Annotated in this window: 29 protein-coding genes; 28 read left to right on the top strand and 1 reads right to left on the bottom strand. The window is 65.8% G+C overall.

The genetic code is table 11. The annotated features are described in order from the left end of the window. Positions 1 to 235: 235 nt before the first annotated feature. The 27 genes from ACFZAM_RS31425 to ACFZAM_RS31555 all read left to right on the top strand — a co-directional run bounded on the left by ACFZAM_RS31425 (position 236) and on the right by ACFZAM_RS31555 (position 20545). Positions 236 to 1066: a hypothetical protein gene (locus ACFZAM_RS31425; RefSeq protein WP_391050855.1), complete on the top strand. Its 831-nt coding sequence runs from the start codon at positions 236 to 238 to the stop codon at positions 1064 to 1066. Between the two features lie 308 nt (positions 1067 to 1374). Next, positions 1375 to 1584 carry a hypothetical protein gene (locus tag ACFZAM_RS31430; RefSeq protein WP_391050857.1) on the top strand — a complete coding sequence of 70 codons (210 nt, stop codon included), beginning with the start codon at positions 1375 to 1377 and terminating at the stop codon, positions 1582 to 1584. Then, a complete protein-coding gene (locus tag ACFZAM_RS31435) occupies positions 1581 to 2885 on the top strand; it encodes a DnaB-like helicase C-terminal domain-containing protein (protein ID WP_391050859.1) in 1305 nt (434 codons plus the stop codon). The genes ACFZAM_RS31430 and ACFZAM_RS31435 overlap by 4 nt, the downstream gene beginning before the upstream one ends. Further along, complete coding sequence (locus tag ACFZAM_RS31440) at positions 2882 to 3460, top strand: WhiB family transcriptional regulator (RefSeq protein WP_391050861.1); 579 nt, start codon at positions 2882 to 2884, stop codon at positions 3458 to 3460. Before ACFZAM_RS31435 ends, ACFZAM_RS31440 begins: the two co-directional genes overlap by 4 nt. Next, positions 3457 to 3747 carry a hypothetical protein gene (locus tag ACFZAM_RS31445; RefSeq protein WP_391050863.1) on the top strand — a complete coding sequence of 97 codons (291 nt, stop codon included), beginning with the start codon at positions 3457 to 3459 and terminating at the stop codon, positions 3745 to 3747. The genes ACFZAM_RS31440 and ACFZAM_RS31445 overlap by 4 nt, the downstream gene beginning before the upstream one ends. After that, positions 3734 to 4897 (top strand): hypothetical protein, encoded by a 1164-nt coding sequence (locus ACFZAM_RS31450; protein ID WP_391050865.1) that lies wholly within the window; start codon positions 3734 to 3736, stop codon positions 4895 to 4897. The genes ACFZAM_RS31445 and ACFZAM_RS31450 overlap by 14 nt, the downstream gene beginning before the upstream one ends. Positions 4898 to 4971: 74 nt before the next feature. After that, positions 4972 to 5121, top strand: coding sequence for a hypothetical protein (locus ACFZAM_RS31455; RefSeq protein WP_391050867.1), 150 nt, complete (start codon positions 4972 to 4974; stop codon positions 5119 to 5121). A gap of 3 nt (positions 5122 to 5124) precedes the next feature. Further along, positions 5125 to 5889, top strand: coding sequence for a hypothetical protein (locus ACFZAM_RS31460; protein WP_391050869.1), 765 nt, complete (start codon positions 5125 to 5127; stop codon positions 5887 to 5889). Between the two features lie 32 nt (positions 5890 to 5921). Then, a complete protein-coding gene (locus ACFZAM_RS31465) occupies positions 5922 to 6881 on the top strand; it encodes a hypothetical protein (protein ID WP_391050871.1) in 960 nt (319 codons plus the stop codon). A 110-nt stretch (positions 6882 to 6991) separates the two neighbouring features. Continuing rightward, a complete protein-coding gene (gene dnaE / locus ACFZAM_RS31470; RefSeq protein WP_391050873.1) occupies positions 6992 to 10732 on the top strand; it encodes a DNA polymerase III subunit alpha in 3741 nt (1246 codons plus the stop codon). 9 nt (positions 10733 to 10741) lie between these two features. Further along, positions 10742 to 11191: a hypothetical protein gene (locus tag ACFZAM_RS31475; RefSeq protein WP_391050875.1), complete on the top strand. Its 450-nt coding sequence runs from the start codon at positions 10742 to 10744 to the stop codon at positions 11189 to 11191. 13 nt (positions 11192 to 11204) lie between these two features. Beyond that, entirely contained in the window at positions 11205 to 11903 is a 699-nt protein-coding gene (locus ACFZAM_RS31480; RefSeq protein WP_391050877.1) for a helix-turn-helix domain-containing protein, read from the top strand. Positions 11904 to 11958: 55 nt separating this feature from the next. After that, entirely contained in the window at positions 11959 to 13074 is a 1116-nt protein-coding gene (locus tag ACFZAM_RS31485; protein WP_391050879.1) for a hypothetical protein, read from the top strand. A 7-nt stretch (positions 13075 to 13081) separates the two neighbouring features. Further along, positions 13082 to 13456, top strand: a complete 375-nt coding sequence (locus ACFZAM_RS31490) for a hypothetical protein (RefSeq protein WP_391050881.1) — start codon at positions 13082 to 13084, stop codon at positions 13454 to 13456. A gap of 77 nt (positions 13457 to 13533) precedes the next feature. After that, positions 13534 to 13704 (top strand): hypothetical protein, encoded by a 171-nt coding sequence (locus ACFZAM_RS31495; protein ID WP_391050883.1) that lies wholly within the window; start codon positions 13534 to 13536, stop codon positions 13702 to 13704. Then, the gene (locus ACFZAM_RS31500) at positions 13701 to 14159 is read left to right on the top strand and encodes a hypothetical protein (RefSeq protein WP_391050885.1); all 459 of its coding nucleotides are present in this window, start codon (positions 13701 to 13703) and stop codon (positions 14157 to 14159) included. Before ACFZAM_RS31495 ends, ACFZAM_RS31500 begins: the two co-directional genes overlap by 4 nt. Next, entirely contained in the window at positions 14156 to 14998 is an 843-nt protein-coding gene (locus ACFZAM_RS31505; RefSeq protein ID WP_391050887.1) for a hypothetical protein, read from the top strand. The genes ACFZAM_RS31500 and ACFZAM_RS31505 overlap by 4 nt, the downstream gene beginning before the upstream one ends. Beyond that, the gene (locus ACFZAM_RS31510; RefSeq protein WP_391050888.1) at positions 14995 to 15393 is read left to right on the top strand and encodes a hypothetical protein; all 399 of its coding nucleotides are present in this window, start codon (positions 14995 to 14997) and stop codon (positions 15391 to 15393) included. The genes ACFZAM_RS31505 and ACFZAM_RS31510 overlap by 4 nt, the downstream gene beginning before the upstream one ends. Continuing rightward, positions 15390 to 16037 carry a hypothetical protein gene (locus ACFZAM_RS31515; RefSeq protein ID WP_391050890.1) on the top strand — a complete coding sequence of 216 codons (648 nt, stop codon included), beginning with the start codon at positions 15390 to 15392 and terminating at the stop codon, positions 16035 to 16037. Before ACFZAM_RS31510 ends, ACFZAM_RS31515 begins: the two co-directional genes overlap by 4 nt. Then, positions 16034 to 16726: a hypothetical protein gene (locus ACFZAM_RS31520; protein WP_391050891.1), complete on the top strand. Its 693-nt coding sequence runs from the start codon at positions 16034 to 16036 to the stop codon at positions 16724 to 16726. The genes ACFZAM_RS31515 and ACFZAM_RS31520 overlap by 4 nt, the downstream gene beginning before the upstream one ends. Positions 16727 to 16862: 136 nt before the next feature. Further along, positions 16863 to 17222 (top strand): sigma factor-like helix-turn-helix DNA-binding protein, encoded by a 360-nt coding sequence (locus ACFZAM_RS31525; RefSeq protein ID WP_391050893.1) that lies wholly within the window; start codon positions 16863 to 16865, stop codon positions 17220 to 17222. Then, positions 17219 to 17518, top strand: a complete 300-nt coding sequence (locus ACFZAM_RS31530) for a hypothetical protein (RefSeq protein ID WP_391050895.1) — start codon at positions 17219 to 17221, stop codon at positions 17516 to 17518. Before ACFZAM_RS31525 ends, ACFZAM_RS31530 begins: the two co-directional genes overlap by 4 nt. Next, positions 17515 to 18150, top strand: a complete 636-nt coding sequence (locus ACFZAM_RS31535; protein WP_391050897.1) for a hypothetical protein — start codon at positions 17515 to 17517, stop codon at positions 18148 to 18150. Before ACFZAM_RS31530 ends, ACFZAM_RS31535 begins: the two co-directional genes overlap by 4 nt. 52 nt (positions 18151 to 18202) lie before the next feature. After that, positions 18203 to 19186: a hypothetical protein gene (locus ACFZAM_RS31540; RefSeq protein WP_391050899.1), complete on the top strand. Its 984-nt coding sequence runs from the start codon at positions 18203 to 18205 to the stop codon at positions 19184 to 19186. A gap of 16 nt (positions 19187 to 19202) precedes the next feature. Beyond that, on the top strand, positions 19203 to 19637 hold the full coding sequence (locus ACFZAM_RS31545; RefSeq protein ID WP_391050901.1) for a hypothetical protein: 435 nt from the start codon (positions 19203 to 19205) through the stop codon (positions 19635 to 19637). Next, positions 19637 to 20056, top strand: a complete 420-nt coding sequence (locus tag ACFZAM_RS31550; RefSeq protein ID WP_391050902.1) for a hypothetical protein — start codon at positions 19637 to 19639, stop codon at positions 20054 to 20056. The genes ACFZAM_RS31545 and ACFZAM_RS31550 overlap by 1 nt, the downstream gene beginning before the upstream one ends. Positions 20057 to 20068: 12 nt before the next feature. Beyond that, positions 20069 to 20545, top strand: a complete 477-nt coding sequence (locus ACFZAM_RS31555; protein ID WP_391050904.1) for a hypothetical protein — start codon at positions 20069 to 20071, stop codon at positions 20543 to 20545. Positions 20546 to 20718: 173 nt separating this feature from the next. Here ACFZAM_RS31555 and ACFZAM_RS31560 read toward each other — a convergent pair whose 3' ends face one another. Beyond that, positions 20719 to 20925 carry a hypothetical protein gene (locus ACFZAM_RS31560; RefSeq protein WP_391050906.1) on the bottom strand — a complete coding sequence of 69 codons (207 nt, stop codon included), beginning with the start codon at positions 20923 to 20925 and terminating at the stop codon, positions 20719 to 20721. 311 nt (positions 20926 to 21236) lie between these two features. Between ACFZAM_RS31560 and ACFZAM_RS31565 the strand changes: the two genes are divergently transcribed. Beyond that, entirely contained in the window at positions 21237 to 23366 is a 2130-nt protein-coding gene (locus tag ACFZAM_RS31565) for a hypothetical protein (protein ID WP_391050908.1), read from the top strand. Positions 23367 to 23406: the final 40 nt, after the last annotated feature.

The following is a 23406-nucleotide window of genomic DNA, read 5'->3' on the forward strand; positions in this document are numbered from 1 at the left end:
GCCGTCGTGCTGCCCGGACGCGTACTGGTGCCCTCGGCTCGGTGAAGTCGAGTGCCCCCGCCACGGCGGCTTTGATATCTGCTGCGGGCGGCCCGACGCGCACATCCCGCAACCGCGAGATCTGTGGCACCGGCAGATGGAGGACTACGAACGGGCTCTCCTCGACACGCACATCCGGGCCCACCTTGATTCGCGTTTCCCGCTTGCCGCATGACCTCACGCAAGGACCGCCATCGTGAAGCCGCCATCTAACCCGCCAGCCTGTCAGCCGCTCGCCAACGACGACTTCACTCGGTTGAAGACCGCGCGCCCCGGACTCTGGACTAACCCTTCCACGAGCTGTATCACCTGCCTGAAGACGGGCACCTACCAGTGGTACGCGGAGGGCAGCCGTGAGGACGTCGTCACCTACGAATGCGACTGCAAGGCCCAGTGGCTCCTGCACATGTGGTTCCTCAGCGCCGGGATCGGCCTGAACTACCAGCGGCTCGGCTGGGATGACATCGTTACAGTTCCGGCTGCTGTCGTCGAACGGATCGAGCAGTACGCCCTGCACGCCGAGCGGAACATCGCCGCCGGGCGGAGCATCGTCTTGTGGTCTCCCAATGCCGGGTCCGGCAAGACGCTGCTCATGATGCTTCTGTGCAAGGCAATCCTGGCCCAGGGGTTCGCCGTCCATCTCGACCAGTTCAACGACATTCTTGATCTGTTCACCAGCACCTGGCGTGACAAGTCCGAACGTGAACGCTGGGACCAGCAGGTCCGGAACGTGGATTTTCTGGGCATTGACGATTTCGGCAAGGAGAACAAGGGCCGCATCGAAGTGGTCGAGGACGCCATCGACAGAGTCCTCCGCTCCAGGGTCAGCAGCGATGCGCCCACCGCCATCACCACCAACCTCACACCTACAGAGATACAGCAGGGGTACGGCGGCTACGTGATGAGCCTGCTCACGGAGAAGGCCGTGTTCATCGAGGTTCCCGGAGCGAGTTACCGGCCCCGCCGCCTCGAACTGGCTCAGATGGAAGCCGAGCGGGGCCTGACCCGGCCGGTCATGGTGGTCTGAGATGGACGTGATGGTCACTCTCAGCGTCCCCGGCCGGGATCGCCCGGAGGAGTACGTCGCCACGGCGGAGATCGGCACCGATCCGCCGCGCCGCATTCCTGTACGGGATCCCGAAGGGCTGCTCAAGCGTCTCCGCCGCAACATGAGACTGAGCATCGGATTCTCGGCCGTCGCGCTTCCGGATGATCTCCGCCCGGCAGCGTCCTGGGTACCGGAGTCCGTGCGGGGTACCGTCCGGGCGTGCATCGACCGGGCAGGTCTCGAACGTCGGCCGTTTCCCGACTCACCTCCTTCAGGGCGGTGGTCCCATGATCTCCCCTGAAAATCACGCAGGCGGATTCGTCATTCGCAAGCGGTCGCCCGGCGACCGGATCGGATACTTCTCGCAGCGTTTGCAGGACCTCGCGGACGCCTCAGGAGACATGGAGCTGGCCGGAATCTCCCTGGCGCTGCGTATGGTCGGAGACGAAATTCAAGCCGAGTTCGAAGAGCTGCAAAATATTCGAGGAACCGCATGAGTGATCACAGCGAGTCGGTTCTTTATGCCTCGCTCACTGACGTCGAGGCACTCGAACAGATTGCTCAGATCGGTATCGACCCGCAGGTCATACCGACTGAGGCGATGCGGGACGTCGTCATGTGGTGTCTGGAGTATTACCACCTGAGTGGGCGGACGAAAGCTCCTTCTCGGGAGATGCTACTAGAACAATGGGGCAAACGTCTGGAACGCGCCAGAATCGAATTGCCTGACGAAGACGTAGAGATCGACCTGGCTACCACTGCTGTGAAGTACCTTGTCGCGCAGTACGTGCACAAGGAAATGCAGCACCTTCAACGCGAGATCGCCATCATCATGGCCAGTGCCGAGCCTCACGAGGTCGTCGACGGCGTCCATGCCGCCGCTGACGCCTTCTCGGCTCTCTCTCTGCGCGTACGCGACCGCACCAGCGAAGTAGAGGGCATACAGGGGATTCAGGACTCCCTGCACCGGTATGACCAGCGCGCCGCCGCACCCAGGATCGTTACCGGCATGTCGGTGGGCATTCCCGCTGTTGACGGTCACACGCTCGGCGTCCACGGGGGCGAGATTGCGGTGTGGGCGGCACCGCCCAAGGGCGCCAAGTCCTGGTCTGCCACTCACGTCGCACACACCGAGTGGACACGGGGCCGCGAGGTGGTCCTCAACAGCTTGGAAAACTCGGTCCCGATGTCGTACGACCGGCTCGCCTGCCAGATCTGCAGCGTCGACTACCGCCTCTACCAGAAGGGCGACGCCACCGAGGAGGACACCCAGCGCGTCCGTGACTGGCTCACGACGAACCGCGCCGACCTCAAGGACGGATTCCACCTGGTCTCTCCGGAACAAGGCCGCCGAACCCCGGCCGCCATCATCCGTCACGCTCAGGCGCTCGGCGCGAAAACGATCATCATCGACCAGCTCAGCCATATCGAGCACCCCAACCCGTCGCAGCGGCGCCCCCGCAACGAAGTGGTCCGCGACATCATGATGGAACTCGCCGTCCTGATCTCCACCGGCCGTGAGACCGTGCCCCTGCTCCTCACCGCGCAGATCAACCGTGAGGGAGTCGCCGCAGCTCACAGGGCGGGCAAGCTCGAACTCCAGCATCTCGCCGAGTCCGCCGAGATCGAACGTTCCGCATCCTGGGTCTTCGGCCTTATGCGGTCCGAAGCCGAGGTCACAGCGGGGATGGCGACCCTGCAGATGCTCGCCTCCCGCCGGATGGATCTGAAAAACTGGCGGCTGGCCTTCGAACCCTGGTACGGCATTCAGCAGGCCCTCGGCGAGGCGAGTCTGTGATCAGCGACATCCTCGCTGCCGCCAACGCCCTGCGCGTGTCAAACGATGGTGCCTTGTTCCCGTGCAGCAGCGACCCCGAACTTTTCCACGACGTCGAAGGTGAGAGCAGTAAAGAAAAACGGGCGCGCGAGACCGAGGCAAAGAACTTGTGCCTCGACTGCCCGGTAATGATCGCCTGTGCTGCCATCGGCCGGAAACTCTACGAGTCGGGCATTTGGGGAGGTGAGACCGACTCCGAACGTCGTGCGGGAGGATACAAACCGAAACCTCGGTCATGGCGCACGAATAAACCCGCCGTCTGCGGCACAGATGGCGGATACCAGAAGCACCTCAAGAAGAAAACCAAGATCTGTGACGAATGCCGGGCAGCGCGCAATGCCAAGAGGAGAGAAGATCGCCGCCGCAAGGGCGCGAAGCCGAGGAAACCGGCCGATTGCGGCACGAGATCCGGAGCTGTGAGGCATGACCGCCTCAAGGAAGAGCGGTGCGAGCGCTGTATCGCCGCGATGAAAGCATACGAGGCAGCGCGTACCATCAAAAGGCGTGAACTGAGGATGAAGGCAGCAGCCGGATGAGCGTTGAGACCGAGACAGAAAAAGTCGCCGCCTATTCGTGGCTCCGGCCATTCCAGGAAGCCCGCGACGGAATCGAAGTGAAGTGCCCGAAGTGCAAGTCGATAGACCTGCACTGGGACTGGCACGACACCATCCTGATCGGCGGTCACTGCCAGAACGTTTTCGAGAACGCCAAACTCGTAGCACCCGAGGGCGTGGACCTGAACCCGGAGACCGAACATCTGTGCCGGGGATGCATCGCCTGCGGATACGCCTGGTGTGAGAAAACCGCTGATGCCTCGCGATGACCTCGGAGAGCTGACGGCCCTTGCCGACGGCCACAAGGAGCAGGTCGCCCGCGACGTCCTGACAAGCCTTGGGATCGACGTCCTTCAGCAGCAGGGCGACGAACTCATCATCGCCTGCCCCGTGTCCGCATACCACAAGGACCAGCAGCGCAACCCCACCGCTGCACTCAACTACTCCAAACTCCTCTTCAACTGCCTGGGCTGCGGTACCGGCGGCACCATCCTGTGGCTCATTGCCACCCTCCAGGACACCACGGTCGAGCACGCCCGCGACTGGCTCAACGGCGAAGCCGGGCTCAGCCGGGCCATGGATCTGCCCGATCTCCTCGCCATGTTCGACAGCCTCTACACCGAGACCAGACGCACCCCGCTGCCCTACTACAGCGACAAGATGCTCAGCTTGTGGTTCTGGGATCACATTCCCACCTACATCACCGGGACGCGCCGCATCCCCGAGGAGACCGCCCGCCGCATGGGTGTCGCCACCGATGTGGAAGGACTGATCGCGAAAGTCCCCAGGGGCCCGCGAGCGGTCATCCCGCACCGGTGGCAGGGCAAGCTCGTCGGCTGGCAGTCCCGACGCCTTCCCGACGCCGATCCGGGCTCCCCGAAGTATTACTCCACACCCGGCTTCCCGCGCGAGGAGACGCTCTACAACTTCCCCGAAACTTCCGGACTCCGGAGGTACCACCGAGGGCACGGCGTCGAGTCTCCCATGAGCAGCCTGCGCCACATGCACCACGTCGAGCACCTCGTGGCCTCGTTCGGGGATGTCATCACCGACCGTCAGATCCAGCTTATCGGCGACACCTTCGACGAATTCGTCTGGTGGCCCGACCCCGACGAAGGAGGCTGGCGTACTGTCGAGGGCCGCGACGTCAAGGGGCGCCACTTCCCCGGCATGCCGGAGAAACTCTCCGCCCGCTGCCGGGTCTACGTCGTGGAGAGCCCGTACGACGGCGACATCGCCGACCTCGAAGAGGACGTCGTCGAAACGCTCTTCGGGCGCGCTGTGCCTTGGCAGATCTGGCAGCGCCCGCTCGAACTGCGGTGCCACCGATGCCTGCGCCCCAGCCACCCAGGAGAGCGCTGCGCAGGTGCGCAACCGGCGTCCCGGCGCATCGTGCTGTATCCCCCGTCGTCGCATTGAGCTGCACCCCAGCTCGGAGGTACCCCTGTCAGGGCAGCCGTGCCCTGCTGTAAGAGGTGACCGAGGAGGGTCGTATGCTCATCAAGCACGGCACCGGACAGATCACCACCCCGGACGACACCGGCCAGCAGCCCGTCACCCGCACCGCCTCACGCGCGTTCACCGAGGAAGAGCGGGCCGCACTCCTGGCCGAAGGCGAGCCGGAGGACCCCGAAGCGGAGTAGGGCATGGCGGGACAGGCGGCGCCACGCCTGGAACTCGTCGGACGGCCGGACGCCGCCATCATCTCCACCAGCACCGCCCTGGTTCCGCGTGTCGGGGTTCCCGTGGTGATCTGCGACGTCAACAACTACTACGCCGCGCTGGGAGTTCCGCCAACCGCTTCCCGCCGCGAACTGATGCGCGCCTACACCGCACGCGGCGGCCAGGCCAGCCCGTACCTCACGTACGTCTTCAAGCTGCTCCTCAACCGGCGGTTCCGCGACTTCTACGACGCCCGGCCGCCCGGCCGCGCCGTTCTCGATGTCGACGGCGTCGCCGAAATCAGGCGTCTCGCGCATCTCAGGGCACGCCAGCAGACGGCCGCGTCGGGACGTCTTGTCACCGCAGCAGAGATTCTTTTTTCTTTGAATCTGGCGCCGCACGAAGACAGACCTCATTTTCTTGACACCGCTACACCGGCAGGATTTGATGAAGTCGAGCCGGGGCACCGCCAAGACCCCGGCAGTTCCTCGACCCCACCTCAGTACTCCTACCTGCTGTACGGCTCCACCTGCGAAGACACCGCACGGCTGGACCGCTGGCGAGAAGGGGTCGCCCACGCCCTGGCTGACCGTGTTGACGTTCCGCAATTTGCGGTCGGATATCACGGAATACCAGGACGGGAATTCTTCGTCGCAGATATCGGCGGTACGCCCGTTGTATTTCTGCATGAGAATTCCGAGGTGACAGAGGAGCTGATTGCGGCAGCCGCCAATGCCGCAACCTCCTGAGCTTTCACCCCAGAGCCTCATCAGGAGCCTTCGTGACCGCCAACACGACGACCACCGACACCTTCACCTTCCGCAAGGGCGGCAGCGCCGCCGAAGAGGCCGACCAGGCCGCCCGAGACGCCAACCGGGGGCACAACGGCCCCGACTACTTCGGCATCAAGGACGACCAGGGCACCATCGCCATCCGGGTCCTCACCGATCACGACGACTGGATCTTTGCCGAGCAGCACAGCTTCGTGCCGACCAAGGCCGCACCCAAGGACGCCGGGGACAACTGGCCGAAGTCCATGACGGCCGTCTGCCGCCACGACGAAGCGTTCGAAGGGCACTACTCGGACTGCTACATCTGCGACAACAAGCTGAAGAACAACTTCGGCAAGACCGCCGTCCCCCAGGTCCGTGTCTGGGCGCTGGCCATCGAGCGCGAACTGGTACGCGGGGACGGCAGTGACGCCCTCGGCGGCCCGTCCAAGAAAGACATGCTCATCGGCGTCCGCGACAAGATCGAAGAGATCGACGAGCTGAACGCCGACGGCAAGCCGACGGGCACCACCCTGCGCTACCCGAAGGTCCTGATCATCAACCAGCCGATGAAGTCCTTCTTCGGCCCGCTGCGCGCTCTCAACGGCCTCTACGGCACCGTCTGCGACCGCGACATGATCGTCACCCGAGACGGCACCGGCACCGACACGACCTACCGCTTCTCCTCACTCGATCCGATGCCCGACATCAAGCCCGGCACCCCCGAGTGGCAGAAGTACGAACAGGTCCTGGCCGAGCGCGAGATCAACCTGAGCGCCATCGTCGCCGACAAGGCGTCCGACGCCTACTACGCGAGGTTCTTCAACCCCGCCTTCGACGTAGACAAGGACGGCAACGTCCTGACTGCCGGATCCCCGCGTTCCAGTCTCGCCACCGCCGAGAGCAGCGGCAGCTACGACCCCGCGCTCAAGGAGCGCATCCGCGCCCTCAGCCAGCCCACGAACGGCTGACCCGGCCAGCACCCGAACCGCCCCGTCCGGCCTGTCCCGCGCCGGACACACCTCCAGCCACGCACACGCCGGACGGGGCGCACCACCTCTCACGCGCGAGGACCACCACCGTGCTGCGCCTGATCAGCTCCTACGCCCCACCCCGTACCCCGGAAACCACCGTGGACGGCCTGACCGCCGCGCTGCCCGCCGTCGTCGAGCAAGACACAGACGGCAGCCGCTGGCTGCTGACCGGCACCACCGTCCCCGAGTCCGCGCTGAGACGAGCCGTCAAGGACGGCGCCGTCGGCGTCCTTGTCCTTGTTGACGACGGCCTCCGAGCCGCGCCCCCACGGCAGTTCGACGGCAACTGGGGCTCCCTCGGCTCCCTCCCGCTGTTTCCCCACGCAAACGGCGCCCCCACCTACGGGGACGTCCTCTCCAATTTCAGGGCCACACCGTCGAGACCTCCGGCGGGCACGTTCGCCCACCTCCACACCCACAGCGAGTTCTCCGCCCTCGATGGCCTGTCCCGCATGGACGAAGTCGTCCGCGAGGTCGTGCGCCACGGCCAGACGGCTGTCGCGGTCACCGACCACGGCACCTGCGCCGGACACCCCGCGCTGCAACGAGCAGCTGACAGCGCCGGGATCAACCCGGTCTTCGGGATCGAGGCGAACCTCACCGACGACCGTCTCATGCGCGGCGACACCATCCCGGAAGGCGACCCGCGCTTCCACGGCCACACCAAGACCACCATCGACAACGAGGGCGTTGAGAAGGAAGCCCCGATCCCTCCGGCGCGGATGCTGCAAAACCACTACTGGCACCTGTGCCTGTTCGCCGAGAACGACACCGGCCTGCGCAACATCTGGGCGGCCAGCACCGAGTCCCACCGCGACGGCTTCTACGGCCGCGCCCGCATGGACTGGGACACCCTGGCCCGGCACAACGAAGGCGTCATCGCCTCCACCGGCTGCCTGCGCGGCCCCGTCGCCGTGGCCCTCGCCGCCAATGACCTCGATCTCGCCATGAACCGCCTCACCAGGCTCATGGACCTCTTCCCCGGCCGCCTCTATGTCGAACTGCAGCCCAACGGCATGCACGCCCAGATCCGCCTCAACTCGATCCTCGTTGAACTCGCCCGGCAGTTCGACCTGCCGCTGCTCGCCACCGTCGATTCTCACTTCCCGGCGAAGGACGACGCTGACGCCCACCACACGTGGATCTCCTGCCAGACCACCGCCGACGTCGAGGACCAGGGCGACCTGTTCTCCCAGGATCTCAGCCTGTATGTCATGGGCGAGGCCGAGGTCCGCGCCGGGCTCGCCTACCTCGGCCAGGATGTCGTGGACGAGGCCGTCGCCAACACAGTGGCGCTCGCCGACCGCTGCACCGCCCGCATCAACGAGGGGTCCTCCACCCCGTCATTCAGCGGAGACCAGGACGAGGACGAGCGGCTCCTGCGGCAGATGTGCCTCGGCAACTGGAACCGCCTTCCTGCCAGCGCCCAGGATCAGGCCGCCGGTCCTCACCGGATCTACCGTGAGCGGTTCGAGCGGGAGATGGAACTCCTGGTCGACAAGGGGTTCTGCGGCTACTACCTGATGGTCGCTGACTACTGCGGCTGGGCGAAGGACAACGGAATCCTCGTCGGCCCCGGCCGGGGATCCGGCGGCGGCTCCCTCGTCGCCTACCTTGCCCGCATCACCTCCCTGGATCCGGTCCGCCATGACCTGATGTTCGAACGGTTCCTCACTAAGGGCCGCTCTGGTCTGCCCGATTTCGATGTTGATTTTCCGGCGAGCAAGAAGGCCGAGATCCTCGGCTACCTCCGCTCCCGCTGGGGTGAGAAGTACGTCGTCAGCATCGGCACCGAGCTGCGCCTGAAGAACAAGGCCGTCATCAACGAGCTGAGCCGCGCCCTGAAGTCCCGGCTTCCCGACACCGCCTTCACTGATCTCCGCAAGGTCTGCCAGCTCATTGACGATGCCGAGGCCGGAAGCGCCGGGCTCGGCATGTCCTGGGAAGACCTCTGGCTCCAGCACGGTGACGAACTCCAGCCGTACGCCGACCGTTACCCGTACGTCTTCCAGATGGCCGAACGGCTCGTCGGCCGCCTCAAGTCCTACGGCCGCCACGCCGCAGGCGTCGTCATCAGCACTGACCGTCCCCTCACTGACTGGCTGCCCCTGCGCCGCGCGGGCGAAGAGGAGCAGATGGTCACCCAGTTTCCGATGGGTGACGTCGAGGCCCTTGGCCTGGTGAAATTCGACATCCTGACACTTCGCACTCTGGACACCGTCCAGCAGACCCTCGACCTCGTACACCGCGACCGGGGCATCCGGATCGACCCCGAGCAGTGGGAGCACGAGTTCGAGGACCCGCAGGTCTGGGAGGAACTGCGAGCGGCCCACACCGCCGGGATCTTCCAGATCGACACTCCCTCCGGCACCAGGCTGTGCGAACGCATGCACCCCCGCAACCTCGACGAACTCGCCGACATGATCACCATCGTCCGGCCTGGACCCATGAGGTCCGGCCTGACCGACGTCTACCTGCGCCGCCGCGCGGGTGAACAGGCCGTCAGCTTCCCCGACGAGCGACTGCGCCGCGTCCTGGAGCCCACCTGGGGCGCCATGATCTACCAGGAACAGGTCATGGCAGTGACCCGCGTCCTGGCCGGATACGACGAGAACGAGTCCGACGCCGTCCGGAAGATCCTCGGGAAAAAGAAGGTCGCGGCTGTTCACGCCGCCGGGCAGGAGTTCGTCCGCCGGGCCGACATCCCAGCCGAGGACGCCGAGCATCTGTGGGCTCAGATGGCCGAATTCGCGAAATACGGCTTCGGCAAGGCGCACGCCTACGGCTACGCGGTGCTCGCCTACTGGACTGCGTTCCTCAAGGTCAACTACCCCCTCGAATTCCTCGCCGCGCTCATGTCGACGGTCGAGAACGACAAGATACCGGGCTTCGTGAAGGAGTCCCGCCGTGTCGGCGTGGCCGTCCTCCCGCCGGACATCAACATCTCCGGTTCGGGATTCGCCGTCGACCGCCAGGCGTACGCAGTCCGGTACGGCCTCGACTCGGTCAAGGGCATCGGGTCATCCGCAGTCGCTGACCTGCAAGCCGGTCAGCCGTACAAGAGCTGGCAGGACTTTGAGACCCGTAAGGGTCCGAAGGTGAACTCCGGGGTCGTCGCTCTCCTGTCACGTGTGGGTGCACTCGATTCCCTGGTCACCAACCGCCGAGCCCTCGACATCATCCTCCTGGCCCGGAAAACCGGCACGGACAGCGCCTGTGTCCACAAGACGGCCGCACAGTACCCCCGGTGGCATCCTCCGCTCACGCTGCCCCCTGCACACTGCGATTTCGACTGGAAGACCGAGCCCGCACCGGTCAACCCGCGCACAGGCAAGAAGAAGAAGCGTAAACCGCTGCCGGTCCGATGCACCAAGGCGTGCCGCCAGTACACGCCACCGCCGCCGATCAACACCGTTGCCGTGGAGCCCTACACCGAGGCGGACATCCGGGAGATCGAGCAGGAAATGCTCGGTACCTACCTCACCAGCACCCCCTTCGACCTCATCGACCCGGCAGACCGCGCCGCGTGCCGGGACGCCGCCGAGCGCCTGACGGACGGCCCCAACGGCTACTACATCCTCGCCGCGATCATCACATCCGTACGTCCGCACCCCGCGAAGGACATGGGTTTCCTCGGCCTGGAAACCGAAGTCTCCACTGTGTCGGCCGCTGTGTTCAGCGACTCCTGGGCCGCCGAACGCCCCCGCCTGAAGGCCGGACAGCTCTGCTTCGTCGAGGTCCGCAAAACCGACCGGGGGCTGAACCTCAGCGCCTACCTGCCCCAGTGAAGGATGACCATGAACAGTGATGAGACCTTCACCGACGAAGACGAACCGAGCACCGACCTCGCCGGTGAACTCTGGTCCAGCGTCGCTGTCCTCACGCCGGGATCCGAGCGCCGCTACCCCCAGGACTGGGAACGTCTCGGGCGGCTCATCGGCGCCGCCCGTACTCAACAGGGCATGAGCCGCCAGGCGTTCGCCTACGCCATCGGCTCGTCCTCCAAGAGCGTCGGCCGCATCGAGGCGGGCTGGATCTTCACCGATCCGGCGACCGCCCCGGCGGGCGACTACAACAGCGAGAAGTACGTCATGCGCCGGGCAGCCTTCATCGAAATGGCCCTGGAATGGGCGCCCGGCACCGTCAAGGGAATCCTCGACAGCCCCGGCCGCCCCTGCGCACCTGATGCCACCGCGTCCGTGCGCACCCACGAAGACATCCTCCGCCGTACCGCCCGCCGACTCTGATGGGGGACCACTGATGGACCAGGAAAACATCGACCTGAAGCAGATCGAAATGCTCGCAGACGAGTTGGTCCAGGGAGACCGGTACTTCACCTACCCTCCCTACACCACGCAGGCAACTCGTACAGCAGCACAGAAAGCCGCCCTGAGCATGAAAGTCGCACACCAAGCGGCGGTCTACCGGGCCGGATCCGGCTGGCAGGCATTCACGAACTCGGAATACATCCGCCTCGGCAGGGCGATCCGAAGCGCACGGAAGGCCAAGGGGATCGACCGTGGTGAATTCGCGACCCAAAGCGCTGTCCCTTTGGAGATCCTCAGCGCCCTCGAAGAGGGACGCATCGACGGACAGCCCGTTGAGGGTCTGCCGGACACGACACCACCCCGCGAGATCATTCCGTTTCTCACCTGGATCGAGAAGGCCCTGGACTGGGAACCCCGAACCTGCGTCGAACTCCTATGCGGAGCCAACGACAGCGACGCAGGACTGTGGTTCTCCATTCCGGCGCCTGTCGAACCGGCGGTGTCCATCGAAGATGCACAGGCTGACCTGAATGCCCTGCGCGCGGAAAAGATCCAGCGTCTCATCGGTGAGTACCAGCAGTCCTACGGATTTCTCAAGCAGATCGACGACACCTACGGCGGCGTGGAAGACACCGTGGCCGCCGTGAACGCCCTCAACACCGTGTTCTGCGCCGCCATCCGCAGGATCTGACACACCCGGCTGACCGCCACAGCCAGCTCCGCCGCTCCTACCGCCAGGGAGATTTATGGCCGCCGCCAAGGGCCTCGCCAAGCTCAACGCCGAACTCACCAAGACCTATGGGGAACGCCACACCCGCCGCGACCTCATGGTCCCGCCGAAGTTCATCTCCACCGGCAGCATCACCCTCGACTACGCCCTGGGCGGCGGCTGGGCACTCGGCCGCACCCACGAGATCGTCGGCCCCGAGGGGCAGTGCAAGACGTCCCTGACGATCCTCACGATGGCCGCCGCGCAGCGCATGTACCCCGACCGGGGCGTCGCCGTCATCGACATGGAGCAGAGTTTTGACTTCGGGTGGGCCGCATCTCTCGGCCTGGATCTGGACCCCGACCGTTTCGTCCACCTGTACCCCGACCACTCCGAAGACGTCGCCGATCAGGTGAAGATGCTCCTGCGCGGAGGGGACATCTCCGTGGTGACCGTCGACTCCATCGGCGGCATGGAGTCCAAAGCAGCGTTCGACAAGAAGGCCGACGAGAGCGCCATGGGCAAGAACGCCCAGGTCATCTCCCGCATGGTCAAGCAGGTCGCCAAGCTGACCCGTGAGACCCAGTCCGTGGTGCTGATGGTCAACCAGTACCGGGCCGACATCGGCAACCCGCGAGGCGGCCAGAAGTCCGCCGGGCCCAGCGCCCTGAAGTACAGCACCACGACGAAGGTCGCGATGCGCCGTACGGGCGAGCCCTCCCGCAAGGTCATACTCGGTGACTCCGTGTCAGAGACCGTCAAAGAGCTGGAGGTCGGGCGCCAGATACGCGCCAAGGTCGAGCGGAACAAACTCGCCCCGCAGGGCCGCGCCGCCGATTTCTGGTTCTACAACGTCGCACAGCCCGACCAGGGGCTCGGCATCGACTGGGCCGACGAAGCCGTGAACCTCGGCATCGCCACCGGCGCGATCCGTCGCCTCAACGCTGCCAGCTACGAACTCCCCGACGGCGCCAAAGTTGTGGGCCGCGCCAAGGTCAAGGCCGCCTGTCTCGCCAACCCCGACCTGGCCGCGATGGTCCGCCAGCGCGCACTGGACTCCATCGCGGGCGACGTCATGGACCAGCGGGTCGTCTCGTATGACGACATCCCCGACGGAGTCGACCCCGTCACCGGACTGATCACCGAGGACTGACATGGACATGTATGACCTCTTTATGGTCCTCGCCGGAATCGGCCTGTTTCTCCTCGTCGAGGACATCCTGGCCCGGCTGCGCCGCGCCCACCGCAGCCGGGCCCTCAAGAAGTCGGTCAGGAAGTCCCTGTCGGGGAACTGGTGCGCAGGCGTTCTGGAGCCGCCTGCCGTCGTGACGCCACGCAAGGTGTCCGCCGACCGGCCGCCGTACTTCGTCACCCATGTCCGGGCCGCTGATGACCCGCCTACGGTCTGCACCTGCCACGGCAGACAGCTCACCGAGGGAGAGAAGGTTCTCTACTGGCCGACCAGTGACGCCTCCCGGCCGGACGGTGACGAACTGCTGTGCAGGGACAGCTACGAGAGGTGGGGACACCTGTGAGCCCGCGCCGCGTTCACCGGCCCATGGTCCGCCACGGGCGGATCGCCGAACAGTGCAGGGCAGCGGCGGGGGAGTGGATGACAGTGAAGGTCTACGCCGCCAACTACAGTGCCGGAACGCTCGCCGCCAACATCCGTGCGGGCCGGTTGGCCTACGCCCCCCGAGGATTCTTCGAGGCCCGCACGAGAACCGTGGAGGACGGCACCGAAGTGCAGGTCCGCTATGTCGGGACGGCGGTCGCCTCATGAGTCTCAACAAGGACATGGGTGACGCCCATGAGAAGGCTGTCGCCGAGAAGCTCGGCATGCGCCAGAGCCGGGGCAGCGGCAACCAGTGGCGCGACCCGATCGACGCCCGCCATAACCGCCTCGACACTGAGTACGCGTTCGCCGTCGACGGTAAGTCGACGCTCGCCAAGTCGATATCCGTCACCAGGGCGATATGGGAGAAGGCCGTCGAACAAGCCGGGGGAGAGCGCCCCATGCTCGCTCTGCGCTTTTACGACGACGCTTCCCTCTCGCGCGTTGGTCACGATCTAGCGGTGTGTGGTCTGGACGACTTCGCTGAGATGCGTGTTGCCGCTGACGCCTGGTCCCGGATCAGGCCGCACCTCGCTGATATGTACTATGGCCGCCCCGTCAGCGTTGCCGATGGCGTACAGGCCATGAAGGACATCTACCGGCGTGCGGAGAGCCTCAGGTGACGGCGTTCACCCCGGCGTTCCGCCGGACTGTCGACCAGATCTCCAGCGCCAGGCTGCACCTGGTGCCGCTCATACAGCACGCCGTACGCGAATGCGCGTTCCCCGACCCGTTCACCGTGACGTTCGAGGGTTATACCGCCCAGCGGGCGCCTGACGGCTGGTTCCACCCCTCCAGCCATCCCACCCTCGACGAGAGGAAGCTGTACTACTACCTCACCGAGTCGGACTCGTGGGCGGACGACCTGTTCGACTACGGCCCCCGCATGTCCGTCCTCATGGGCTCCGCGACGCACGACATCTTCCAGCACACCATGATCAACATCGGACTGCTCTTGAAACCCAAGGGCATCTGCCGGTGCTGCCTGCGGCCCCACGGCGTCGGGCCGGGGGAGTGCAACGAATGGGGCGTCAGTGACGCCGCCCTGCGCCGCCGGGGTCATATAGACGGCCTCCTCACCCTGCCGGGCTGGGGAGTCGGCGAAGGCGTCTTCGACCTCAAGACCTGCTCCCCGCCCGTGATACGGGGAATCCAGGACCACGACCTCGGCGCATTCAAAAAGAAATGGCCGAAATACTACGGGCAGGCCCAGGAATACCTGGCTCTCACCGGGAAACTCCAAGCCATGGTGCTGTTCCTGGCAATGTCCGAAGGCTGGGAAATGCGCGAGTTCACCATCCCCCGCGACGACGTCTACATCGCCGCCCTGGAACGCAAATACCGCTCCGTCCTCAACCATGTCGAAGCCGGTGTCGCGCCGCCCGTCGCCTGCTGCTCCGGCGGTGCCGCCGCCCGCCGCTGCCCCGCCACCACATGCCCCGTCAAGATCGGAATGCCATGAACGCTATCTTCGTATTTCTGACCATTTTCATCGTCACCGAATACATAGCAGGAGCCGCACAGGAGATCTGGCTCAATTCTAGTTACCTCAAGGGACGGAACGGCTTCCGCAAATTTGTCACCGGCTGGACATTCGTCCTCATCTGGCCGTGGATCGAACCGGTCAACGTCATCAGAGGGAAGAGCCACCACTCGGCCGCTCAGTACACGCGGCTGCACAGGGCGATGACCGACGCCCTGCGCACCATCAGCCCGAAGTACAGCACCGACCGGATCTGGGGCCGCCTTCCGGGAGTCTCCGACGACGTCGGGCAACCGGGCAACGTCTGGGCTGCCGACCCAGAGGACATCGCCGACATCATGATCCGGGTCCTGAAGGACGACAGCCGGTCATGAGCAACGAGCAACTCGCCATCGACCTCGGCCGGTTCAACGCTCTGGCCACCGGCGCCCCCCAGCGGAAGTCCGCCTCCTGGACTCCGCCCGCCCTCACGGCCTTCCGGCCCGGCACCGTCCTCGCCTTCGACCAGACCCTCGCCAACACCGGCTGGGCCCTCCTCCAGCACCTGGGCGAGGACGGCATCCGCCTCCTCGACGCGGGCATGATCCGACCCCCCGTCAACGGCTTGACCTCGCACGAGGACAGCTACGCCAGGGCCAAATTCATCGGCGACTGCGCGCTCAGGGTGATCGACGCCTACTTCCTCCCCGCCGGACCGCGCGAGGTCGTCTACGAGCGGCCGTCAATGGAAGGCCGCCGGACGGAGTCCGCGCTCCTGGCGGGCCTGGAGATCTACCGCGCGTCTAACGCCACCGCCACCGCCGTCTCGAACCGGCACGCCAAAGCCGTCATCGTCGGCCGCGCCGGAACGAACGCCGATCCCGTCACCAAGGCCCACGTCAAGGCGGCAGTCGAGCACTACGTCTCGCCGTCACGGTTCATGGGCCCCGGTGACTTCCCCTGGAACGAACACGTCCGTGACGCCGTGATGCTCGGTCTCACCCGCATGTACGACCAGATGAAGGCGGCGACCTCGTGAGCGACCAGACCCTCGACTCCGTCCAGGCCGTCACCCAGGCCGCGCGCGCCGTCAGCGAACTGGCAGCCGAGGCCGACGAGCCGGTGGCCGTCGACATCGACCCCGACCGCACCCGCGAGACCGCCCAGACAGGGTTCTCCCGGATGCGGACCGACTGGCGGCCCGGCGACGCCCCGGAAGTTCTCGGCATCGTCCAGGCCGCCAGGGGCGTCATCCACCGCGAATTCCCCAACATCTACCTGATCCTCAACGAACTGTGGGGAATCGCCCGCGATCCCGTGTTCGTCCCCGGCACCGGCGAGATCGTCACCGACGTCTTCGGCTGGCCGGAATGGGTCAAGCTCCCCTCCGGCGCCTACAAGGAGGACTACTCCCGCCTCACCGCCCGCGAGAAGGACGACTTCCTCCTGCGCATCACCACCGGCCTCCTGGAATGGCACCAGACAGCCACCGAGAAATGGCTGGAGGCCATGCTCGCCAAGGTGATCTGGGAGGAAGTCATGGCAGAGGGCTTCATCGCCCCGACCGGCCGACTCACCGTGGAGGAACGCACGCAGCGCGGGCGCTCCCACGCCGCCCAGGACCGTTACCGCGCCGTCTTCCGCGCCGCCCTGTCCCGGTCCGCAGAACAGCTCGTCCGCTCCATGGAACTCATCGGCCAGCGGCTGAAGGACTCCCTGACAGCATGACGCCGAAATTTCACGCCGGGAAAAATAGCAATCCACTATCGAACATGCATACGATTCGATAGAGATCACGATCCTGACCGCCACAGGACCGTGCCAAGTGCGCCCGCCAACGCACTGATCGAAGGATCACCGCCAAATGACCATTCCCGTACGCACGTTGCGGGAGCTGCTCCGCCACCTCCAAGCCTGGCAGTCGCTGTACGAGACCGAAGGCAAGGACGTCATCACCGGCCCGGACGGCACCCAGTACTGCATCCACGACATCTGGACTCTCGTACGCGAAGGTGTGCCCCACCTGTCGCCCCGCCAGCGGCAGGCCATCTCGCTCTTCCTGCTCCACAACCTGCCCGAACGGAAAGTTGCCCAGATCATGGGCGTCAGTGAGGACAACCCCGTCGCGTCGTACGCCACCCAGGGCATCGTCCGGCTCAACCAGATGATCTCCCTCGGTCAGATCCCCGGCTACAGCCGTGCCCGCGAACCGGTCGACGCATGAACGCCCGCATCCGCTACGGCGTCGCCGCCGACCTCGAAGCCGAAGCCGACCGGATCCTGCGCGATTCCTTCCTGGAGCACCCCGACCCGGTCGCGAAAGCGCTGATCCTCACCCCGTGGATGCAGATCACCCGCGCCCGCCGCGAGGTCTACACATCCGACGGGGCACCCGACTCCGCCGTCAGGCGCGGCCTGTTCCACCGCGTCCTCAACCCCGTCCACCGCCATCTCAACGGAGTGGAAGGCGTCGCAGCCCGTCCTTCCCGTCTCCAGCACCAGAACGGCCCCGACCAGTGAGCGCCCTCCCCGCCGTGCTCCCCCCCGACGAGGGCCCCGCGAGCATGGTCCTCGTCCGCGTCGGGGGGCAGACGGTCTCCGCCAAGACCAGCGAGAACTGCCGGACCTGCCAGTCACCCGCACGCGCCAAGATCGACGGCTGGATCCTGACCGGCTTCACCCGGCCCACCATCCTGGGCTACCTCGCCGACATGGAACCCGGCCCCCTCGGCCACCCCTCCGAGAAGTCGCTGCGCCACCACACCCAGCATCACCTGCCGCTCGCCGACCGCTCCCGCGCCGCCATCCTCGAACGCCGCGCCGAACAGCTCGGCGATGACGTCGACAAGTTCGGCGGCCGGGTTGCCGACCACCTCACCGCACTCGACATCCTCGTCAGCAAGGGCTTCGACGCCCTCACCAACGGCGAGATCTTCGTCGACGGCCCCACCCTCCTCAAGGCAATCGACCTCAAGCTGAAAGTCGACGCCACCCTCGTCGGCGGCATCGACGCGAACGTCTGGCGCGACGCCCTCATGGAGTACATGCGCATCGCTGTCGACTTCGTCCCCACCGGCCTCCGCGCCGACTTCGCCCGCGCGCTCAGCAAGAGCCCCATCCTCGCAGCTCTGTCCAAGAACGACCCCCAGTAGCCGGTCCCGCCACCCGGCCCACTCCTTACCGCCAAGGGGAGACCCCACCGCCATGCACCGCCGAACCTTCGACACGACCGACCTCGCCGACCTCGCCGAGCGCTGGAACAGCGTCTACCGCACCTGGAACTCCGACGCCTGCGTTCCCACCGTGGACCTCACCACGGACCCCGAAAACCCCAAGCTCATGCTCGGCGACCTCCCCGTCAAGCTCACCGAGGACACCACGGCGCGGCTGTGCGCCTTCTACGGCATCCCCACGGCCTTCTTCAAGCGCCTCCTGCGCGAGGAGCGGCAGTACATCCTCAGCAGCCGCATCCAGTACGCCAGCGGCGACGTCACCGTGGCGTACAACCAGTGGGGGCTGGTCGACATCCGCAGGCCCAGCCAGCCCCGCCTGGACGCAGAGCACTTCCTCACGGCCGCCGAGCAGGTCATGCCCGCCGACGCCCTCGTCACCGACGCGTGGTGGACCCCCGAGGACATGTGTCTCGACGTCTTCCACCCCGGCATCCGCAACAACCTGAGGACCGGCCTGCGCTTCGCCCAGAAGCGTAAGTCCAACCTCTCACCGACCGTGCAGCCCCTGCTGCTGCACGTGCCCACCACCAGCCTCCTGCAGATCCCCGACCCCTCCTGCCGAATCGACGCACGAGGACAGTCGATCGACCGGATCGCCAGCCTCCTCACAGGTGAAGCCCTCCGCGCCAACGCCAGGCTCGACCATGACGCCGAGGCATTTGCCGCGCTCTCTCACGAATCCGTCGAGGGCGACCGCATCACCCGTCTCAACCGGATCGCCGACGAGCACGGACTGCCGGTACGCCCCATGGCAGACATCACGGCCGCCATCTCCCGCGAGGAGTCCCCCACCTTGCAGGACCTCACCCTGGCCATCTCCAACGCCGCGAACGCACCCGCCCTCGCCGACCACAGCAAACGCGGCTCCCGCGCCCGCCTCCAGGCCATCGCAGGAGCCATCGTCAACGACCACTCCAAGCGCTGCGCTTCCTGCTACGCCCTCGTTGCCGCCTGAACCCCGGAAGGACACCATGAACACCCCGATCATCGGCGAAGGCACGCCGCCCATGCCCGACCGGCTGGACCGCGAGTACGGCGGCGTCCACCACCGCTCCGGCATGGCCCAGGGTGAAATCCACGACACCGAGATGGCCTACGCCGACGCCATCCTCAACGCGATGATCCAGCGGTACTCCACGCGCTCCTTCGAACTCACCGAGTTCGAGAAAGAAGCCAAGGACCGCATCCACGATCTCGGACTCGCCATCGAGATCTACTGGAAACCCAACGTCGTCCGGGGCCGCACCGTCGAAGGCAGCCTCTGTCCCGTCATCACCTTCGTCGGCCGCGTGGAGAAGACCCCCTTCGACCACGACCGCCAGGTCCACGAGGTCACCCGCAACGTCATCGGCCTCAAGGGCGTCGGCGAAGGAGTCATCAACACCAAGGGCGGTACAGCCCTCTGATGGTCTGGGTTCTCGGGTACGACGCCGACGGCATCGAAGCACGCATCATCCCCCGCCCCTGCGGAGGCTGCGCCGCGCCGCTGAAATCCGTCTACCTCCACCTGAGCCCCGTCCTCACCGACGACGGCGCACTCAGCGGCATCGAGTCCGTCGCACGGTCCTTCGCCTGCTGCGGCCACGAGATCACCGCCCGCTTCAGCGCCGAGGTCCTCGCCGCCGCCATCGAGCACGTCAACACCTGCCCCCGCCATGGCGACCCCGCCACCACCTACCAGACCTGGATCTGCCACCACCCCCAGGCCACCACCGAACGCCATCTCGACCACTGGATCGCGAGCTGCCCGGACTGCGGGGGCTACGCCCTGTCCTACTTCGCGCCGCCCGTCATCTCACCGCGCCTGGTCAACAGGCGCCCGTAACAGGAGGACACCATGAACATCGACGTCTGCAACGTGGCGGAGACCGAACGTTGGATCGAAGAACGCGTCCAGCAGGGTATCCACCGCTCCTGGACGCGTGACGACCAAGGCTACCTGGTCACCGTCTCCGCGAAGGTGAACATCGACAAGGGCGCGTTCGAGGTGCGCCTGAAAGTCATAGCGGTGCCGCGTGATGCCGGTGCACCCGTTGGCACTCACACCATCTCCACGCTGCACACCCTCGGCGACATCCTCACCGTCGGCGACGGAATGGCCGGTGCTCTTCAGGAGTCCTTCGCCTCCCTGCTGGACCACCCGGACACCCCGGACGGCGACGCAAGGGAAACGGTGGCCGCCGACGAGGCCAACCCGGCTGACACCTCCGACACGGACGACGACGGGGAACTGTACCTGCGCGACCACCACGGTATCCCCGTGCTCAAGGTCACCCTGGGACGCACCGCCCTCAACGCGCTGAACTGCCTCTGACCTCACAGGAGCAAGCGAAAACCCCCTCAGGCGGAACAAACTGAGGGGGTTTTCGACGCTCTGCCTCGGCCTGTATGCCACGAAGGGCGGTGACAGGTGGTCCAGGGCCTACGGGAAGAAACTAGCACACTTGGCACCCTGTGCCCTACCGCTTCCCGCAAAGGATGGGGAGGTCAGTCGGTGGTGGTGACCTCGGCAGACCTGACGTACAGGTGGACGGATGTCTCGTCCTCCTCGTCGGGGGCCTGGAAGTACACCTCGTGCCCCTCCCACTCCTGGGCGAGGTGCGTCGCCAACGGCTCGTAGGACGTGAGGTTCGGGCCGTCGCTGTGCTCCACGACGAAGGTCACCGTCAGGACTGTTTCCTTCTTGCTTTTCACGTCGGGCTCCTCAGCTCGCTTTTCTGCAAGGAGGGTTGGCCAACCCGGTGAGACCACCATAGGGCAGCGAATGGCCAGGTCAAAGGGTGCTCCGGAGGGGCCTGAAACGGCTCCGGTGACACTATCCGGAGACTGTGCGTGCCGCCGCTCTCCGGAACCGGGGCCCGGATCCCATCGGAGACGAATGCGTTCCGGAAAATGAGTGCTGCGCGGAGAAACGGCCGCCCGCAGTTTTTTATAACAGTAAGGTAACGGTTCGTAGTGCTGTGTGGTGCCGCCCTGCGCCCCTCAAGGGGCGAGGAGGCACCACCATGGCAACAGCAGCACACCCGCCGGAGGACCGGTCCCCGCTCGCCGGATTCGACCCTGCGGAGATCGCAGCCCTTTTCCTGGGGCTCGATGTGCCCGATCCGATCACGTTCGTGGTGTCCCCGGAGTACCTGAACCGGCCGGTCCTCTATCCCCGGCAGGCCACCCTCCTCAAGGTCTTCTTCCTGCGCGAGGACCTTTTCACCGACTACGACTACGCCGTCGTCGAGGAGTGGGACACCCAGTACTTCACCGCGAAGACCGTCAACGAGCAGCGCGCCGCCGCGCAGCCGGACGGCGCCGAGCTGCTGGAGGTCAACGAGGACGCCCCGAAGATGCCCATCGGCGGCTCCCCGGACCTGCTGGGCCGGATGCGGGCCGCGAAGGCCCTGGGCTACCCCTGGTTCCGGGAGATCCTCCTGGTGATGGGGCGCCGTGCGGGCAAGGGCCACATCTCCGCGCTGGCCATGGCCTACGTCCTGTGGTGCTACATGGCCAAGGGTGACCCGCAGGAGCACTACGGCGTCGACCGCGACAAGAAGCTCGCCTGCCTGATCTTCGCGGGCAAAAAGGACCAGGCCAAGGCCAACCTGTGGCGCGACCTCGTCAACGTCGTCATCGGCGGCCCCTGCTTCACGAAGTACATCGGGAACAGCCTCGGCGAGCGCCTGACCGTCTACGCCCCCCACGACCTGATCCGCATCGACTCGATGATGAGACGCGGCATCAAAACCGTCATGGACATGGCCACCTTCGAGATCCTCCCCAAGGAGAGCACCCTCATGGCGGGCCGCGGACCCGCCAGCTTCGCCATGGGCTTCGACGAGATGGCCCACGTCGTCGCCTCCGGCGCCAACCGCTCAGCCGAGGACGTCTACAAGTCCGCCACACCGTCCCTGGACCAGTTCCGGCAGGACGGCTTCCTCATCGAGCCCTCCAGCCCCTGGCAGATGACCGGCCAGTACTACGAGAACTACGAGCGCGCCGTCGCCCTCGAACCCGACGGCACCCCCACCTACCCGACGATCATGATGATCCAGCTCGCCTCCTGGGACATCTACATCGACTGGCAGATCGCCCACACCCTCCCGCTGTTCCCCGAGGGCTTCACAGGCGACAACGACGAATACACCGAAGACCCCGCGCCCGGCTTCCGCACCCTCAAGAGCGCCCCCCAGCTCTACGACGAGGGCATGCGCAAACTGGAACAGGCCGACCCCGACACGTTCTCGGTCGAACGCCGCGCCCAGTGGGCCACCGTCATGGACGCCTACCTCGACCCCGCAATGGTCGAACGCGTATTCGCCCAGTGGAACGACCGCCCCGAGCACTACGGCCCCCGCCTGATCGTCCCCCAGGCCCAGGGCATCCTCAGCTACACCTACAAGGGCCACGCCGACCCCTCCAGCGTGAACTGCCGCTTCGGCATCGCCTGCGCCCACGTCGAATACGACGAGCAGGACCGTCCCCACGTCGTCTTTGACAAGATCCACCACTTCGACCCCGCCGACTTCCCCCACCACACCATCGACTACGAAGAAGTCGAGGACTGGATCTTCGACGAGATCATCAGACCGTTCCAGCCCGAGACATTCACCTTCGACCAGTACAACTCCGTCGGAAGCACCCAAACCCTCACAAAGAAGGTCACCAAGGCCCGCTTTCCCAAACGCGTCACCGTCTACATCGAACCAGCCACGGCGACCAGCAACTGGAACGTCGCCGAGTGCTTCAAGGCCGCCATCAACATGGGCCTCGTCCACGCACCCGCCTACCCCGAAGGCATGCTGGAACTGCAGTTCCTCCAGAAAGCCCCGAAATCCAACAGAGTAGACCACCCCACCATCGGCCCCGTCCAGACCAAAGACATCGCCGACGCCATCATGATCACGACTTTCGCCCTCATCGGCGACTGGATCGCCGGATACAAGGAACTCCTGAGCGCCGCACCCACCGCCGCCCTCCAGGGCGGCTTCCACGGCCACTCCATGCGGTCACCCGACCACACCAACGCCGACTTCTCCAGCCAGCAGACCTTCGACGCCCTGCGCAGCTTCGCCCGCACCCGGACCGGTCGCGACGGCTGGGACAACGGCCTGGGCCGCACCCGAACCGGTTATCGGCGCCGCTGACCACCACGACAATCTTGCTGGAGGACGCATCACATGGCAC

The organism is Streptomyces sp. NPDC008079 (genome assembly GCF_042957385.1).
Classification (GTDB): Bacteria; Actinomycetota; Actinomycetes; order Streptomycetales; family Streptomycetaceae; genus Actinacidiphila.